The sequence below is a fragment of the Cyclobacterium xiamenense genome, from assembly GCF_900109255.1.
GTDB classification, from domain to species: domain Bacteria; phylum Bacteroidota; class Bacteroidia; order Cytophagales; family Cyclobacteriaceae; genus Cyclobacterium; species Cyclobacterium xiamenense.
This window is the reverse complement of sequence record NZ_FNZH01000003.1, coordinates 761,584-777,504: the sequence shown is the minus strand read 5'-3', so window position 1 is coordinate 777,504 and position 15,921 is coordinate 761,584. Positions and strand designations below refer to the sequence as shown.

The window sequence follows — 15,921 nt, the reverse complement described above, 5'->3', positions numbered from 1 at the left end:
AAATTAACCAAAAAACGGATAAAAATATAATTAAATTTTATAAATTACCATAATGAATCGCAGGCGACCTGCACTGTCCCAATCCAAAAACCCACCATGGAGAACCCCGAAAACAAAAAATTGTCTCCTGACATAAAAGGAAATGGCCCCCTCTTATCGATTCTTAAACTAGTATTGGGCCTGTTGATCCTTAGTTCAGCCGCTAGTTTCTGGAAATTCGGATCCTACCTGTCTCCCGACTCCCTGAGTTATGCAAGACTCAGCGAGGGCTTTCCCTACTTGCTTTCCTCCTTGTCCCCATTTTACCCTTTCCTTCTATCCCAGCCTCCCCTTTCTCTCATTCCGCTTATTGACAGGATCCTGGTGCTGAATGTACTGGTATTCGGGGGAGCGATTTGGATGGTCGTTAAAATCGCCAGGAAGGCGGGCGATTATTTTTCGTTGATATTCTATACGTTCGGGATCAGCCTGCTGTCGTGGTGGTCCTTCCGGGTAATCGGAAGTGCCCACGCCGACAGCCTTTTTTACCTACTGCTACTCCTTTGGCTATACCTGTTCGTTTGGGGAAGTAAGGGAGAAGACTATTACTTGCCAGCAATAGCTAATTTGTCTGCCCTGTTGATCTGGGTAAAACTCAATGCCTTGTTTTTAATCCCTTTTTTGGTGATTTGGAGTTTTATCGAGCGTAAAAAAGGCTGGCTTTTGGTCGCAGGTACCACGCTGCTCTCCTGGCTGATTTACCAATGGGCGATCCCGGACAACATCCTTTCCTACCACCTGGGGGATTCCCCATCTCCCATCGCTAGTGGACTGGATGCGGCCCCTTTGTTTTATGAAAACTTCGCGACCTGGATGCAGGTAACGCTGGGGCTCGTCGTTTCCGATACACTGAGCCAATACATACCGAGAATGCTCGCGTTTGTACTGGGAATAGCCTGGCTCGCGTTTCTCGTTCTGTTTCTGATCGGACATAAAAATAAATCAGGCAACAAACGATATGCCCTTTTGCTTTTCGGCACCATCTACTCCCTGTTTTTTCTGGGTTTTCAACAGTGGTCCGGTTTTCGAGAAGTCAATTACCGTACGCTATTTCCTTACCTACTGGTAGTTTCCTGGTCGCTATGGCTATTTTTACTTCGAATTAAACGGCCGAAGATGCTGCTCCTTGTAGCACTGCTTGTGGCCGGTCATACCCTGGTCGGCCACCTGTTGCTTTGGCAACGGGAAGACGTTGCATCCCTTGTGGAAGCCCGTTCGTTTCACCACAGTGACTTGAAAAGGAATATCGTAAACCTGCTCAAAGGCAAGCGGATAGAAATACGAACAGACTACCCCGAAAAGCTGATGCTGTCTTATCGAGACAAAGAGGTGATTCGTCTGGACCCTGCATTTGCGTTTATCAACGGAAAAAACGAACCGCTAGCCCCGGACAAAATGCTGGAGCAGCGGCAGGAATCCCTAAACTCCCTCATGCAGGGGACGGCGGTGATCGTCCTTTTCAAACCGGACACTTTTTGGAAGCAAGTGGCTGAAAATCCTTCTGTTCATCGCCTTATAGACGGGGAAACACTGATCCTTTACTCAGCGAGTTTACCGAAGTAGATACATTTTCCCGTACCCTTTTTTAAAGGCTTTATCGCCTGCACTATCCCGAAGCTCCATAAACTGTCCGTTTTTCCTGACCAATACCCGGTAAATGTACACGCCATTTGCCAACTGATCGCCAAATTCATCTTTTCCATCCCAGGCATAGGCAGAAATATTGTTCCCGATAGTTACCGGACCCAACTCATCCTGGAAAATTTCCTTTACTACCTTGCCACTAACGGTCATGATTTGGATCTTTATCTCGTCCGGAATTTCAGCCCCAGTGAGCGTAAAAACAAAACGCACCCGGTTACTAAAGGGGTTGGGGTAGGGATAAAAATGCGTAATTTGGCTTTCGTTGATGACTTCGAAACTTACCTCGTAAGGTTCCGTTCCTGCCTGATTCCGGGATGCATCCATCGCATTGATTCGCAGGGCATACCGGCCATCCTCCAGGGGACCGGGTTGGAATTCAATTTTAAAATCCGCATTTTCGGTAGCCTCGAACCACTTCACCCTCGGATCACTAAAGGAAATTTTTTCAAAATCACAGGTTTCACAGGGCTTGCGTAACAGGAGTTCCATCCCCAATGTATCCTTCTTTAGTGCAATCTTGTTTTCGTCCTTTACGAGGGCAGAAATGATCACGTTTGGCGACACAATATCGCCATTCATGATGTATCGTCCGTCAAAGTTGACATCCAGTACCGGGTTTAGATCATCTCCCTGCACCTTAAAAAATCCGGGCAGATCCAACACGTTGTTTCTGTACAACTGTTCCGGGAAAATCCGGGGGTTGGCAAAAACGTTCAGGGAATTGCTTCCCGGCCGACCCCTGGAATCGAATGGCAGGGTAAAGGCAACTGCCTCACCGGCTTGCGCGGGCCCAATTTTCAGACTACTTCGCTCGATACTTCGCCGTTCCTGATTCTGAAAGGTATAATCAATGGTGATCGAATCGGGAAACGAATGCCTGGAAATATTTACAAATTCGAAGGCCAACTCGTCTTCCTCCCCTTCCCGAAGGATCGATTCGTTTCGTTTATCTTTAAGTACCAACACCCCTTCTGGCACACCGGTATAATTAACCTGCCATTTTGCCAATTGGGGTAAGGAGTTTTCCGGTAGATCCTCCAGGGAATACCTTAATCTCAGGAAGGGGTAGTCGGTTGCACTAAATGCGGAAAGATCCAGCGGTGCGTCACCAACATTTGAGCGCAGCGACACTTCCCCTCCCTCCGGCGTAACGCCGACCACATCCATACTACCCGTTTCGGGGAGATAGAGCTCTTTCCCGTTGATTTCATTAAAAAAACTAACCCAATCTGCCGCGGGACCAATTTTGGGAGACAAAATTCTTCCCGATGGAAAGTACCCCGTGATAGCTGTTTCAAAATTAATCACCTGGGAATCTCGTGGTAATTCGGCGTCGGTATCCGGCACCACCTCAATCGCTTCCCCCGGGTTCATGCCTTTGCGACCGAATAGAATATATGGGTCTCCTGTTTCCAAATTTCGCAGGGTGGCCTCGTTAGCCCCTAATTCTTTTAATTTCAGATAGGCCGCATCCGGCCAGTCTGAAAAGGTGACATTGCCTACAGAAAAAATAATCACGTAATCGTCCGGTTTCATGCCGTCCACAAAATCCAACAGCATGGTCTGCCCTTCCCCTACAATGGATGCATTGCGAATACTTTGGATTACTTGCGGTACCCGACCGCAGGATCTGGGATCCAATACGTCAACAGTCACCAAAGGAACCGGCAAATAGGGTTCGAGGGTCTGGTGGTCAAAGGCCATGAGTCCGAGGGAGCCATTCGGACAAAACCGATTGAATGTATCCAAAATATACGCTACCCCATTCAGCATGATTTGCGTGTTTTCCACGCTGTATCCCTCGGTATCGGCCCCAAACGTAAACACGTCAATATTCAGCGCGGTTTCCTGAAATTGCCATTCCCTTTTGGATAAATCAAGCGTAAGCTGATCCAGTTGATTGCCGGCAAACTGCGGAAGGCGCCGCTGGGTCCAGCCCTCAGGACCGTTTTGAATAAAGGAAAAACTGCTTGTATTCCAGGCTGCATTTTCGCCATCCCTGGGCTCCAAAAACCGGGTTCGCCAATAAAACGTCAGGGAGTCCTGTAGGGGAAGGTCCTCAAACAGGTCCACAGCCCACCTGGCCAGATTATCGGTAGTGATCCGAACTTCCTTTCTTCTCGGACTGGAAAAATCAGCCGCCGTATCCAATTGGATGACCAGGTTTCTTTCTTCCCGGGCAAGACCCGGTATCTGCGCCACCAGTTCAAAAGAGCGTTCGCTGACGATGCCAAACTCCAGGGGAAACAAATTTAACGTACCGCTCAATGGAACGAAAAAAGAGACCGATACGGAATTGTTAGCGAAAGTCATTTCGTCCGGTTCACGTCCCTTGTTCAGCGCAACGGTAAAGAGGTTGTCACCAAAAGAATTGATTCCCGTGTTAGGAATGGTTATAAAAAGGCTATCTTTTCTAAAAACAGGACGGAGATTTCGGGTATCGAGTCGGGTCAAGGTGCCGTCAGGCAATTGCCGTTCGATGTCCAGCGTCACCGAATCCAAAAGCACCATTCCCAGATTTCTGGCCACCAGAGATAGCTCCAGGGAATCAGACAGGGAATTCAAGGGATCACCGCCCAGTCCCCGTAGCCGGGCTTCATCCGGGTACAGGGCATAATCGGGCTTATTTGCGGGAAACATTCGGGCAGCAGGGTCTCCCAACATAATGATTTGGTTTGCGTGCGATTGATTCACCTCCGAGGTTCCATACCGGCTATACAGTAGTTTTTCGGCCTCTATTTTGACTTTCCCCAGGCTTTGGTGAATCAGGGAAGAATCGGCAAACGCCCGCGCATAGAAGGATTCACTGTACCGTCGTAAATACACATCGATGCCAATGTCGGCATGTGCCAGAAAATTGGACGCCCCCCTTTCCGGAGTCACGATCCAGTCCTCCCCGAAGGTATAGGCATCCCCGTACGCATTTCCGGCATCACAACCGTTCAGTAAAAGCACCGGGTATTTCCCTTTATTTCGGTAACCCATTTCATTCACACTGGCAAATCCGATATCGATATCGGTAGTAGAAGGAGCCGCATGCCCAAAAAACGTAACCAATCCTACACCCTGATTGATCTCTTCCGATATATTGATTAGCTCCGTTGTTGCATTGGATCGCTTTCGGACGGTGGCAACATTGCCTCCCAAATAAATATCCTCGGCGACGGCTTTAAACCCGTTTAGAAAATTAAAAAAACGCTCCAACTCAAAAGCCGACCGCCCCCCACTGAGATGAATCAGGTCCTTTTGCCAGGGCTCGGTGACTCCCAGAGCGTCTTTTTCCTTCATTTTGTCCAGGTAGGCGCCCACATCATCCGGAGTTCTGGCAGGAATGCGTCCGATACTGATCCGTTGTTCCAATGGAGACCCTGGATCCAAGCCGACGACGTAGCGGTTATCGGAATAGGGATAGCCGAAAGAGGGAATTAATTCCTGAAAATCGAAAAGGTCCGGGTTTGTCCGGTAAAAATAAGTTACTCCTCCTTGCCTTCGGGTATTGATCATGCCATACGCCCTCCCAATTAACAGTAGGTATTCCGGACTGAATCGGCTTTGATACGCCTTCAAAAAATTACGAATGCCGAGGGGCGTTCTTTCTCCGTAGGAAAACTGGTCGTATAATTCCTGAACGGTGACCGTCAGGGTATCGAACCCACCGCCCGCGGGCGTGGCCCTGTACGAAGCATAAGCTCCCACCGGATCTCCATAATTTGCGGCAGGTCGACGTAGCAACGCATGCGTGATTATCAGATAATTGGCATTTTGTGCTAAAAAATTTCTGAACCTTACCCGTTTCATCACATTGATTTCCTTCACCAGGCGCTGGTTTTGAACCAGTACGCTGGCGGGCTTTCCGGGAAGGCCGGTGGGGAATTCAAGCAAATCTCCTGACCGCTCCATTTCCAATTTTATTGGATTGTCGGGATCTTCCATATCATAAGCCAGGTAGGAGTCATCGAGTCCTGACAATCGCATTTTGCCACCGCCATCATCTAGTCCAAAGGTTTCTTTCTCAAAATCACCTTCCTTTCCGGAGCCATGGTAGGTAACCTTGGAATAGTTTACCGAGATGTTGTCAATGGCATTATTGTCCCCCAACGAGGTAATCCGCACCACTAAATCTCCCTGTGGAGAGATGTCAGCAACCGTTAATTCTTCTTCAATCCGCCGAATCTCGTAGTCCTTGAAATCATAATTCCCCAATTCTCTAAGCGAATTTTCAGAAGGCCCTACCCGAACGGAGGTAAGATGAGGCGTTCCCGACCTTCCCAAAAGGCTTAACTCGAGCCTAGGTGGCACCGCCCCCGATACAGCTGCCAACCCCGTATATAGGATGGACCTGCTAAGTCCCCTGGATACGATGGAAGAAGTCCATCCCTGACCCTCATCGTAAACCGATAGGCGAACACCGGGAAAATATACTCTCCCCAGAGAATATTGCTCTACAAACGAAGAAAGGGCTGTTCGTTGGAAGCTACTCACTTCTTCCCTACCCTGATCCAGCGCTACCACGCGCATCCTTTGCCCCCGCTGCCCTGGGGTAATGGTTAAAAAAAACGCCGTCGTATCGGAGTGGGTATTGTAATAGGGGTTTGGAATCCAATCCGGATTCTCGTAGAGCTGCCGATCCATGCTGGCATCGTTTCGCTTTCCAATAAACTCCAGGTAATCCCCCTGGTCAAAGGAGCCATCCCCTTCCCCCGATAGGTGCACCGCCACTTCTTTTCCTCTGTGAAAAACGCGAATTTCCCGCGGATCGATCGATTCTACCGGAATACCCGATGCAGCAAGCGTGGTGTAGCTCAACCGAAACACCCCGTCCGAAGCCGTGGGGATTTTATAGTAATCGCTGCCAAAGTCAATCCACTGATTATCCTGCCCCGTAAGGAGCGCGTGCGTGGAGAAAAAAACCAGCAACATACAGCATCCTTTCCGCAACAGATCATTCATTTTCCCACCCGCTATATATTCTGAAATCATCTTTTAATGGGTTCAACGAAACCTTTACACTAAAAACATGCGAATAGGGAGTCTCCGAAATACTCCCTATATCGGTAAGCGCATAATCTACCAATACCTTTTCACTCAGGCGGAACCCCAGGCCAAAACCTGGTTTCAGGGAAGTGTACGAGGACCCATCAAAGTTTTTCAGTCGCTGCACATTTCCCGCGCCCATCCGAAGGTACGCGGTTTCCTTGTAGGCCAGTTCCATACCGAATCGGGGATCTACATTGAACAGGCTGCTTCCATACAAGGAGTTGCGTTGCCCGTCAAACGAGAAATCCAGATCCAAAACGGCCAACAAGCCAAGATCCATTCCAAGTTCAAAACGTTTGGCCAGGCTAAAAATGGCCTTGGGCAAGGTAAGTTCGATGCTATTTACCGGTATCTCGTTCTGGGTTTGCGCATAGATATCCCGGACCATCGCGGCATCGTGCGACCAGGCATTGAAGGTAGTCGTGACATCCCTGGCCATAAAGCCAAACCTCCAGCCATCCACCAGGTAAATGGCGCCAAAATCCAGCCCAAATCCCCATGCTTTTGCAAATTTACCAACATTGCGGTGAATGATTTTTGTATTTACACCCATCTTGAAATGATCGCTCATGTCCCGTGCGTAGCTTAAAATCAATGCATAATCCGCCGCATTAAAGTATTGAATATTGTTATAATTCAACGCACCGTTCGCATCGTACAAAAAACGGGTATCGGGAATATCGTCCACGCCAAATCGGATAATGGATACCGCTACCTGATTGTCCTCCTGTATATTGGTGGTATACGCGGCGTAATCATACGAGGCAATCCCTGCAAAATATTCCGCATGCATGAGCGAAAACTCGTGTTCGTGAGCCACTCCCAATAGGCCGGCAGGGTTCCAATAGGCCGCGGTCACATCCTTCACGGCAGCCACCTGAGCCCCACCCATACCCAGGGCTCTGGCACCTATCCCTATGGTCAGAAATTCATTGGAGTACTTGGGCGCTATCCCCTGAGCCTTAACGGAACCACACAGCACCAAACCTACCCACACATAAAAATAAGCCCTGGAAATCATAAGTTTAAATAATAATTCCACTGCAAAGTAAAAAGAAAAAATCAATCGAAATACGCAGCAAATGGAAAAATTCAGCCAGATCGTGTGTGTAATGTTCAAAAGCGAACAAAAAACTGTTCGGAGTTTGGGTTTTTCAATGCGTATTTCAACCTGACTCGTGAATCGGTAATAATTAAGAGAAAATTATCCCTGCATCTTGGCTAATGATTTATGTCCTTAATAGCTACTAAACAGTCGTTTATAACGTCGCTATCCTCAAAATCTCTGTTGCGGCAACACAGTTCCGCGTACCGGCAGGTAGCCGGAAAAAAATTGGTATTATTTTTCTTACAATTTTTGCCAGCGGGACCTGTGCACCGAAAGACCGGTTCCTGCTACTGGCTATTAATCCAAAAACCATGAATGCTTCAAACACCCAAACAAAAATGCGAAAAGGAATCGTGGAATTTTGTGTACTACATATGGTGGGCCGGGGAGGAATCTATGCCTCGGATCTTATCGAAGAACTAAAAGACGCTCAAATGATTGTCATCGAAGGCACACTTTACCCCTTGCTACACCGGTTGAAACAGGAAGGGCTGGCAACCTACGAGCAGGTAGAATCCGATGTAGGTCCTCCCAAAAAATATTATTCTCTAACCGATAAAGGGCACCAATTTTTGAACGAACTGCAGGAAACCTGGAAAAACCTGAATTCCGCAGTCAACCAATTGCTTTCAAAACCAAAAAACCACTGAATGCATTCGGGATAGTGCCAATTATTTCTTAACCTTAGCCAAAGAAATCATGAAAAAAACGATTAGTATAAACATAAGCGGTATCCTGTTTCATATAGAAGAGGATGGCTATACTTCTTTAAAAAACTACCTGGATGCGATCAATCAGCACTTTTCGCTGTACGCAGACAATCAGGAAATCATCACGGACATCGAAAACCGGATCGCGGAAATATTCCTCAGCAATTTAAAAAACAACAAGCAGGTTATTACCGCGGAAAACGTCAGCAACCTGATTGAAAAAATGGGGACGATCGCAGATTTCAAAGCCTCAGCGCTTGATCTGGACGGGGAAAAAGCAGGCGAAGAAGAAAACGACTTTTACAAATACATAACACCGCCGGACCAAAAATCAGGCAAGGCTTATAAAAAACTAACCCGACTCGCAAACACCAAAATCCTGGGTGGTGTCTGTGCAGGTTTTGCGAACTACTTTTCGATCGATCCCCTGTGGACCCGCCTGATAACCATTTTGCTGGTCTTTAGTGGTGGGCTTAGTTTCCGATCATTTCCAATTCCCTTCTTTTCCGACGACTTCGGGCTCTCAGTGGCCCTGGGCTGGTGGACGCTCATCGCTTATATTCTATTATGGATTATCCTGCCGGTATCGCACGAAAAACCGGAAGATAAAAACATAAAAAAACTCTACCGAAACCCAGATGATCGGGTTTTGGGTGGTGTAGGAAGTGGCCTCGCTGCCTATTTCAATTTGGACGTTATCTGGATGCGTCTGGCCTTTGTCGGATTGATTTTCGCCGGGGGGTCGGGGTTTGTATTGTACCTGATTCTTTGGATCATTACGCCCGTAGCCAAGTCAATTACAGAACGGATTGAGATGAAAGGCGGGGCCATCACATTGAGTAATATCGAAACCACCATCAAGCAAAACCTTTCGTCCGAAAGCGCCAGGGAAGAGTCCACCGCAAAGAAACTGGTGCTGGCACCGTTTCGCTTTCTGGGACTGGTGATCAATGGAATCGGAAAAGCACTGGGTCCCTTTGGTCGATTTCTGGTGGAACTGATACGCGTTGTATTTGGACTATTGATCTTTTTTGTCGGCATGCTTGTCCTTATCCTGCCCCTGGCATTCCTGGGAATTTACACCGACATCCTGACCAACGAAGGGTGGGCATACGTATTGGATGGATTCCCGATCGACTCGCTGGCAGAGTTATTGCCGATCTGGCTTGCAATTACCGTGTCCATACTCGTACTTATCCCGAGTATTGTCCTGGTAATTCTGGGTATAAGTGTGCTGATCAAGCGCAACCTGATAGATGGCCGGTTTGGTCTGGTGCTTTTTGGGATATGGCTGCTGAGCATTCTATTGGTCGCTTTTCAGGCTCCAAAAATCATCGGCCAATTTAATGCGAACGCCACCCATGCGGTGGAAAAGCAATTGGAAGTCCCCTCCGGCACGCTGGTTGTGCGAACGGAAGATTCCCTGCTCGAAAACAAGGATTGGGGGCTGGTACGCCTGGAATTACGGGGCCATGCGGAGGACAAAGTCGTTCTCAACCAAACCTTTTCTTCCAGGGGGTCCACCCACGAAGATGCGCTGAAAAATGCCTCCTCGGTGAACTACAGTGCACAACTTACCGATTCCGTACTGGTATTGGGAAAAACGCTTAATTTTCCCAGCGGGGTAAAATTTCGTATGCAGCAGCTAAACCAAACAATGTACCTCCCATACAATCAACCCTTTGTAATGGACCGCAGTCTGCTACCTATCCTAAAAAACACACTGGCTCGTGATGGGTATAAAAGCCGGGACATTTCCAACAGCCATCACTGGATTTTTAATGAGGACGGCTTGCTCTGCCTGAACTGCATCAACGACCACAAGCAATCCCCTGCTGACAGTGTGTCCAGAGCATTGTTTCAAAACCGCTATTTTATGGAATAAGCGATTGTCTTTCCCTGGTTTTCGTTAATTTCAGTTTCTGAAAGCAGCTAACGTATATGGATGTAAAGGTTAAATTTATGGGAGGAGCCGGAACGGTCACCGGCTCCCGCTTCCTTCTGGAGACCGACCGATTTCGACTATTGATCGACTGTGGGCTTTTTCAAGGGTTAAAAGAATTGCGCCTGCGGAATTGGGAATCTTTTCCAACCGATCCTGCAAAAATAGACGCCATTATACTGACGCACGCGCACATTGATCACTCCGGGTACTTACCCAAACTGGTTAAAGAGGGGTTTTCTGGTCCGATCTACCTCACCGAAGCCTCTTTGGAGCTGGTGAAAATTCTTTTGTTGGACGCCGGTAAGCTCCAAGAGGAAGAGGCCAAATTTGCTGCCCAAAAAGGCTACTCCAAGCACCAAAAGCCCCTGCCACTGTTTACCCAGGAAGATGCCGAAAGGGTGTTTCCCATGCTCAAAGCCATTTCGTTCGAAGAAGAGGTAACGATAGCTGACCACATTCAGCTCACCGCCTACAATGCCGGTCACATCCTGGGGGCAGCTATCATCAAACTCAAAGTAACAGGAGCGAACCAGGAAAAAAAGCTCGTGTTTTCGGGTGATTTGGGCCGGTACCGCGACCCCATTTTAAACCCGCCCGCTGATATCCCTTTCGCAGACGTACTATTTTTGGAATCCACCTATGGAGATCGCGTCAACGAATCCATCGATATAGACAAACGCCTCGGCCGCGTCATTCGGGAAACCTATCAGCGTGGAGGAGTGTCCCTAATCCCCTCCTTTGCCGTAGGCCGAACACAAATGCTGTTGTTTTACCTGCATCGGTTGCAGGAAAAAGGCCTGATACCAGCGATACCAATTTACGTGGATAGCCCCATGGCCATCAACGTGACGGAACTCTATAAAAAATTTGTGCATTACCACCACCTGGGTCCCTCCCTGGAAGAAAAGGGAGCCAATCCATTCTTGCATCCCAACCTCCACTATTACCGGGAACAGGAAGCCTCCATGAGCCTTAACCACATAAAGGGCGACGCAATTATTATTTCGGCAAGCGGAATGGCGACCGGGGGGAGAATCCTACACCACTTGTATCACCGACTTCCCAACGAAAATGACAGCGTATTATTCGTCGGCTACCAGCCCGAGGGTACGCGGGGACGGAAAATCCTGGATGGCGAAGATACCTGTCGCATCTATGGTATAGACGTGCCGGTAAAGGCCTCCATCCACTTCATAGATGGGCTTTCTGCCCATGCAGACCAAGCCGAGTTGGTCACTTGGTGTGAAAATTTTATTTCAAAACCGAAATACACGTTTTTAGTACATGGAGAAAAGAAAGCCAGCGAAAAACTGGCCGGAATTTTGAAAGACACGTACGCGTGGAATACCATTTGTCCCGGGTACATGGAATCCTTCGAATTGTTCTCCGGAATATGATAAGTAAATTTCCAAAAAAGATCCGTAGGTAGCACCGTATACAAAAACAGGCGCCCATGACACGATTCCTTCTTTTACTAGCAATGAGTTTGCTTAGCGCGTCGCTGCTGTATTCTTGTAAATCCAGCCGTCAATTGTCCGATCCTTCCAGTGAAAAGGATGTCGCCGGGCAAAAACAAGAATCGACCAAAAAAACGCCTGAAACCGATACCGGAGAAGGAATCCGGGGACAGGTGTTTTGGGTGGAAGGCAACCGAATGCCACAAGCCAACCAATCGGCGGGACAACCCGGCTTTCCCCCCGAAAAGAAACCCATCCAACGAACCCTACGGATCCATCAGCTCACCCATATCAATCAGGCCAGTCTGGGCGATTACCTGTTTGGTGATATCGAAACCGCGTTGGTTGCTGAGGTACAAACGGATGAGTCCGGGTTCTTTGAAGTGCCGCTTCCGCCCGGTACGTATTCGCTGTTTACGGTAGAAGAAAACGGCTACTTCGCCAACGTGTTCGATCTGGATAGCTACGTGCATCCCGTGACGGTGACAGAAAACGCCTGGGAAACTACCCAAATCACCATCAATTACATGGCAAGCTACTGATGCCAGTTGCTTGATTTTCAATCCCTTTTTGTCAGAAAGCCCAAGGGCTTGCTACTTTTTTTACCTATTTTTAATCAGCCATGCAACCATTTTCGCAAAGCTAGCATCTACCTAACTGTAAGCCATCAAGCATGTCCGCCAAAAATAGCATTAGGGAAGAAGAGTTAATCGACGGTTGCCTGAAAGGGAATCGGAAATCCCAGAGGCAATTGTACGAGTGCTATTCCGGAAGTTTTCTTTCCCTGTGCATGCGTTACGTTAAGGACATGGATCTGGCACAAGATGTACTGCTGGAAGGATTCATGAAGATATTCGACAACCTTTCCCAATACAAGAAGGAAGGGAGTTTCGAGGGATGGATGAAGCGCGTGATGGTCACGCAGGCCCTGCAAACGCTGCGAAAAAACAAAAAGTTGGCCATGGAAGTAAACCTGGAGGATCCGGAAAGTGAGTTTACAGCAGCTGCGGACATGAATGTACTGGAAGTGGAGGAGTTATTGCAACTTGTGGCAGCACTACCGGTAGGCTACCGAACGGTTTTTAACCTGTTTGCGATAGAGGGATACAGCCATCGGGAGATTTGTAAAATGCTGGATATATCCGAAAACACGTCCAAATCTCAGTTGAGCCGCGCCCGGGCTATCCTGCAGCAAAAACTCAATACCACATCCACCAAAACGGTAAAAAAAAATGGGAGATAAGAAAAAAAATCCAGACGCCTTTTTTCGGGATGCCCTGGCAAACCATCGCATCCGTCCCGAAGAAAGGGTCTGGGAGCAGCTTTCAGACCGGCTGGATAAACGAAACAAGCGGGCACTGCCAATCTGGTGGAAATGGGCCGCCGGGCTTGCCCTGCTGCTTGGACTTACCTGGCTGTTTTACCACCTGGCAGAGCTTCCCGATTCTACCCGGCGAATGACCGCTGACGAAACGTCGGTTCAGGAAATACGTCCAGCTGAAATACCTGAGGAAATGGACACCGCAGTCAATCAGCCAGCTGAAAAAAGCACGAAAGAACCATCGGCGCAACCCGACAGGCCTAAACCAGCAGACAGGGAGAGCCGGAATCCGATCGAAAAGTCTTCAGAGGAACGTCATAAAACTCTCCCTGCCACCGATCGCCTGATTTCCGCGGTTCCGGAGAAACCCGTACGTGAGCAGCTGGAAGCAATCCACGCTCCCACCCGGGGAGCTGGCGACGAGTTGTTGGCGAAAAAAATGCCCCCTTTACCAGAAGACGCCCGAACTGCGACCACGGATACGTATACCGTGCGGATCGTTTCAAGAGGTTATGCGCTGCAGCCTGAAAAAGAAAAACTGGTGGACGAACTGGAAACGAAAATCGGGGGATTTATCAGCAAGGTTGACGAAGGGTTTGGCGAACTACAAGATGCAAAAAACACCCTTTTCGCCTCCCTGACTTCCAAAAAAGAACGAAAGAACACGAAATAAAACCGAAGAAAAATGAAGAAATACGTACTCGCCATGCTCCTCATGGCATTGGTTGAATTGGCCTTTGGCAGCCCGGTGCTTCCGGATCCGCGGCCAGTAAACGATAGTATCATTGTAGAATTTGGCAACTCCGGAAAAATGGTATTTGTAGTAGACAATCCCGATGACTTTGAACGGTTGAAAAACATGGACATCAATCAGATTATCCGGGAGCTGAACATCCCCGATACCAAAAATAACGGGGAACTAACCGTCATCGAAATCCGGCAGAAAGACGGTCACAAAGAAATCGTGAGTATTTACGAAGATGTAGGAGAAACAGAGGTCACGGTCGGTAGGTACAAACTGATCGTGGACGAAACCGGTAACCGAACGAAAGTAAAACTCGAAACGAGCCCAAAAGAAGAGAAGGATCCTTCGTTTCGTACCTATTTTAATACCGATATCGGTATCAACAGCTATTTTGAATCGGGCACCATACCTGGAGCAGGCGCTGCATATGGTCCCAAGGGCTGGGGCAGTTGGAACGTGGGCTTTCATTGGATGGCCAGCCAACGACTCAGCAAAGGCGCTTACTGGGATTTTGGTTTGGGCGTAAGCTGGTACAATTTCAAACTGGACAACCCCCGGTACCAGGTCATTGGGTCGGAAAATGGCATTCAATTCGTCAACCGAACCGACGTAAACGGCTTTAAGAGTAAAATCTCCGCTTCCTACCTGAATGCATTGACCATGTTCAAAGTGGATTTCGGCAAAATCAACGATACCGGCAGAAACGGGCTTCGCATTGGTATCGGACCGTATGCAGGCTATCGGCTTGGGGGAAGAAGCAAGTTTGTCTACCGGGAACTCAATGGATCCGGTAGGAAAAAAGAAAAAGAACCTGCAGGAAGCTATCTGAACAACTTTCGGTACGGTATCCGGGGGGAGGTGGGCTTCAAGAGCGTTACCTTCTTTACCACCTATGATTTCAACCCGCTGTTTCACCAATCGCTAAGCCCGGAGTTGCATCCCGTGAGTTTCGGCATCGTATTTTAACTTTAACGTACACGCACCATGACATCAACGACGAATTTCCGAGTCCTCTTTGTACTACTCCTACTGGGAAGCCATGCAGTAAAGTCCCAGGAATTGATTCAAAAAACCTTCTCCGGCATTCAAAAGCTGGAACTGAATGCCGGGGCAATCGAGGTATGGTATCAGGGGCAGGAGGGACTGGAAGAGATACAGCTGGAGGCCTCCTTGGGCAACACCGAAAACACCGACAAAAGCCTACTAATGGTAACCGTCGGAAATACACTAAAGATCGCTTACGACCCGCCCAAAGAAAATGGTCGTAGCAAAAAATTTATCCGCCTCAAAGGCCCCTCTTCGATTGAACTCGATTTTGTCAATGGCTCGGGTTCCTTATCTGTCTCAGGCGTACGGGCAGCCCAGACCCGACTTCAGGTTGGGTCCGGACAAATCCATGCTCGGGAAATAGCCGGGGACGTTTGGGTCAAGGGGTCTTCCGGTATCATACGATTGGAATCGGTCCAGGGCGATGTAACCTGTCTACTGACCTCGGGGAATGCACATCTGCACCAAATCAACGGAAACCTGGCTTTCACAGCCACGAGTGGGCAATTGAATGCTTCCTCCATCGGAGGAGTGGTCAACGCCCGCCTGACCTCTGGTAACATGCGGCTCAAACAAATTGCGGTGCTGGGAAAACTGGAAATCACCTCCGGTAATATCAATGCCGACCAGGCGGGATTGGGGCAAGACACCTATTTTTCCGGCTCATCAGGCAATATAAACGTACGCACCATGAGTGACCTGGCCGCCTATAATTTCGACTTACAGGCAGGAAGTGGAAACATCCGTGTGGCCAGCCAAACCCAGCCCGGATCCCTACACATTCGAAACGGCGACTTCCCCACCATAAAAGGAAAGATTAGCTCTGGAAATATCGCCATTTTACCTATTTAAGTGTAGCGGAACACGA

At 48.5% G+C, this 15,921-nt stretch carries 11 protein-coding genes; 9 read left to right on the top strand and 2 right to left on the bottom strand.

Annotated features, from left to right (window positions below; translation table 11 throughout):
- Window positions 1-96: 96 nt before the first annotated feature.
- Window positions 97-1,602 (top strand): hypothetical protein, encoded by a 1,506-nt coding sequence (locus tag BMW71_RS12935; RefSeq protein WP_092174515.1) that lies wholly within the window; start codon window positions 97-99, stop codon window positions 1,600-1,602.
- On the opposite strand, the gene porU2 is transcribed toward BMW71_RS12935, so the two are convergent.
- Window positions 1,591-6,663 (bottom strand): putative type IX secretion system sortase PorU2, encoded by a 5,073-nt coding sequence (porU2, locus tag BMW71_RS12930; protein WP_244891163.1) that lies wholly within the window; start codon window positions 6,661-6,663, stop codon window positions 1,591-1,593. The two genes, BMW71_RS12935 and porU2, sit on opposite strands and share 12 nt — an antisense overlap.
- Entirely contained in the window at window positions 6,626-7,741 is a 1,116-nt protein-coding gene (locus BMW71_RS12925) for a putative type IX sorting system protein PorV2 (protein WP_092174912.1), read from the bottom strand. The genes porU2 and BMW71_RS12925 overlap by 38 nt, the downstream gene beginning before the upstream one ends.
- A 398-nt stretch (window positions 7,742-8,139) precedes the next feature.
- Between BMW71_RS12925 and BMW71_RS12920 the strand changes: the two genes are divergently transcribed.
- The 8 genes from BMW71_RS12920 to BMW71_RS12885 all read left to right on the top strand — a co-directional run bounded on the left by BMW71_RS12920 (window position 8,140) and on the right by BMW71_RS12885 (window position 15,905).
- The gene (locus BMW71_RS12920; RefSeq protein WP_092174512.1) at window positions 8,140-8,478 is read left to right on the top strand and encodes a PadR family transcriptional regulator; all 339 of its coding nucleotides are present in this window, start codon (window positions 8,140-8,142) and stop codon (window positions 8,476-8,478) included.
- 49 nt (window positions 8,479-8,527) lie between these two features.
- Window positions 8,528-10,423, top strand: coding sequence for a PspC domain-containing protein (locus tag BMW71_RS12915; RefSeq protein ID WP_092174510.1), 1,896 nt, complete (start codon window positions 8,528-8,530; stop codon window positions 10,421-10,423).
- A 56-nt stretch (window positions 10,424-10,479) separates the two neighbouring features.
- On the top strand, window positions 10,480-11,880 hold the full coding sequence (locus tag BMW71_RS12910; RefSeq protein ID WP_092174507.1) for an MBL fold metallo-hydrolase RNA specificity domain-containing protein: 1,401 nt from the start codon (window positions 10,480-10,482) through the stop codon (window positions 11,878-11,880).
- Window positions 11,881-11,936: 56 nt separating this feature from the next.
- Entirely contained in the window at window positions 11,937-12,482 is a 546-nt protein-coding gene (locus tag BMW71_RS12905) for a carboxypeptidase-like regulatory domain-containing protein (protein ID WP_143057617.1), read from the top strand.
- A gap of 131 nt (window positions 12,483-12,613) precedes the next feature.
- Entirely contained in the window at window positions 12,614-13,183 is a 570-nt protein-coding gene (locus BMW71_RS12900) for an RNA polymerase sigma factor (protein WP_092174502.1), read from the top strand.
- A complete protein-coding gene (locus BMW71_RS12895; RefSeq protein ID WP_092174500.1) occupies window positions 13,173-13,934 on the top strand; it encodes a hypothetical protein in 762 nt (253 codons plus the stop codon). The genes BMW71_RS12900 and BMW71_RS12895 overlap by 11 nt, the downstream gene beginning before the upstream one ends.
- 12 nt (window positions 13,935-13,946) lie before the next feature.
- Window positions 13,947-14,972, top strand: a complete 1,026-nt coding sequence (locus BMW71_RS12890) for a hypothetical protein (RefSeq protein WP_092174497.1) — start codon at window positions 13,947-13,949, stop codon at window positions 14,970-14,972.
- Between the two features lie 18 nt (window positions 14,973-14,990).
- Window positions 14,991-15,905: a DUF4097 family beta strand repeat-containing protein gene (locus BMW71_RS12885; protein ID WP_092174495.1), complete on the top strand. Its 915-nt coding sequence runs from the start codon at window positions 14,991-14,993 to the stop codon at window positions 15,903-15,905.
- Window positions 15,906-15,921: the final 16 nt, after the last annotated feature.

Bases quoted from the DNA above. Each gene is read 5' to 3' on its own strand.
- BMW71_RS12935 (WP_092174515.1), top strand. From the start codon at position 97: ATGGAGAACCCCGAAAACAAAAAATTGTCTCCTGACATAAAAGGAAAT.
- porU2 (WP_244891163.1), bottom strand. From the start codon at position 6,663: ATGATTTCAGAATATATAGCGGGTGGGAAAATGAATGATCTGTTGCGG.
- BMW71_RS12925 (WP_092174912.1), bottom strand. From the start codon at position 7,741: ATGATTTCCAGGGCTTATTTTTATGTGTGGGTAGGTTTGGTGCTGTGT.
- BMW71_RS12920 (WP_092174512.1), top strand. From the start codon at position 8,140: ATGAATGCTTCAAACACCCAAACAAAAATGCGAAAAGGAATCGTGGAA.
- BMW71_RS12915 (WP_092174510.1), top strand. From the start codon at position 8,528: ATGAAAAAAACGATTAGTATAAACATAAGCGGTATCCTGTTTCATATA.
- BMW71_RS12910 (WP_092174507.1), top strand. From the start codon at position 10,480: ATGGATGTAAAGGTTAAATTTATGGGAGGAGCCGGAACGGTCACCGGC.
- BMW71_RS12905 (WP_143057617.1), top strand. From the start codon at position 11,937: ATGACACGATTCCTTCTTTTACTAGCAATGAGTTTGCTTAGCGCGTCG.
- BMW71_RS12900 (WP_092174502.1), top strand. From the start codon at position 12,614: ATGTCCGCCAAAAATAGCATTAGGGAAGAAGAGTTAATCGACGGTTGC.
- BMW71_RS12895 (WP_092174500.1), top strand. From the start codon at position 13,173: ATGGGAGATAAGAAAAAAAATCCAGACGCCTTTTTTCGGGATGCCCTG.
- BMW71_RS12890 (WP_092174497.1), top strand. From the start codon at position 13,947: ATGAAGAAATACGTACTCGCCATGCTCCTCATGGCATTGGTTGAATTG.
- BMW71_RS12885 (WP_092174495.1), top strand. From the start codon at position 14,991: ATGACATCAACGACGAATTTCCGAGTCCTCTTTGTACTACTCCTACTG.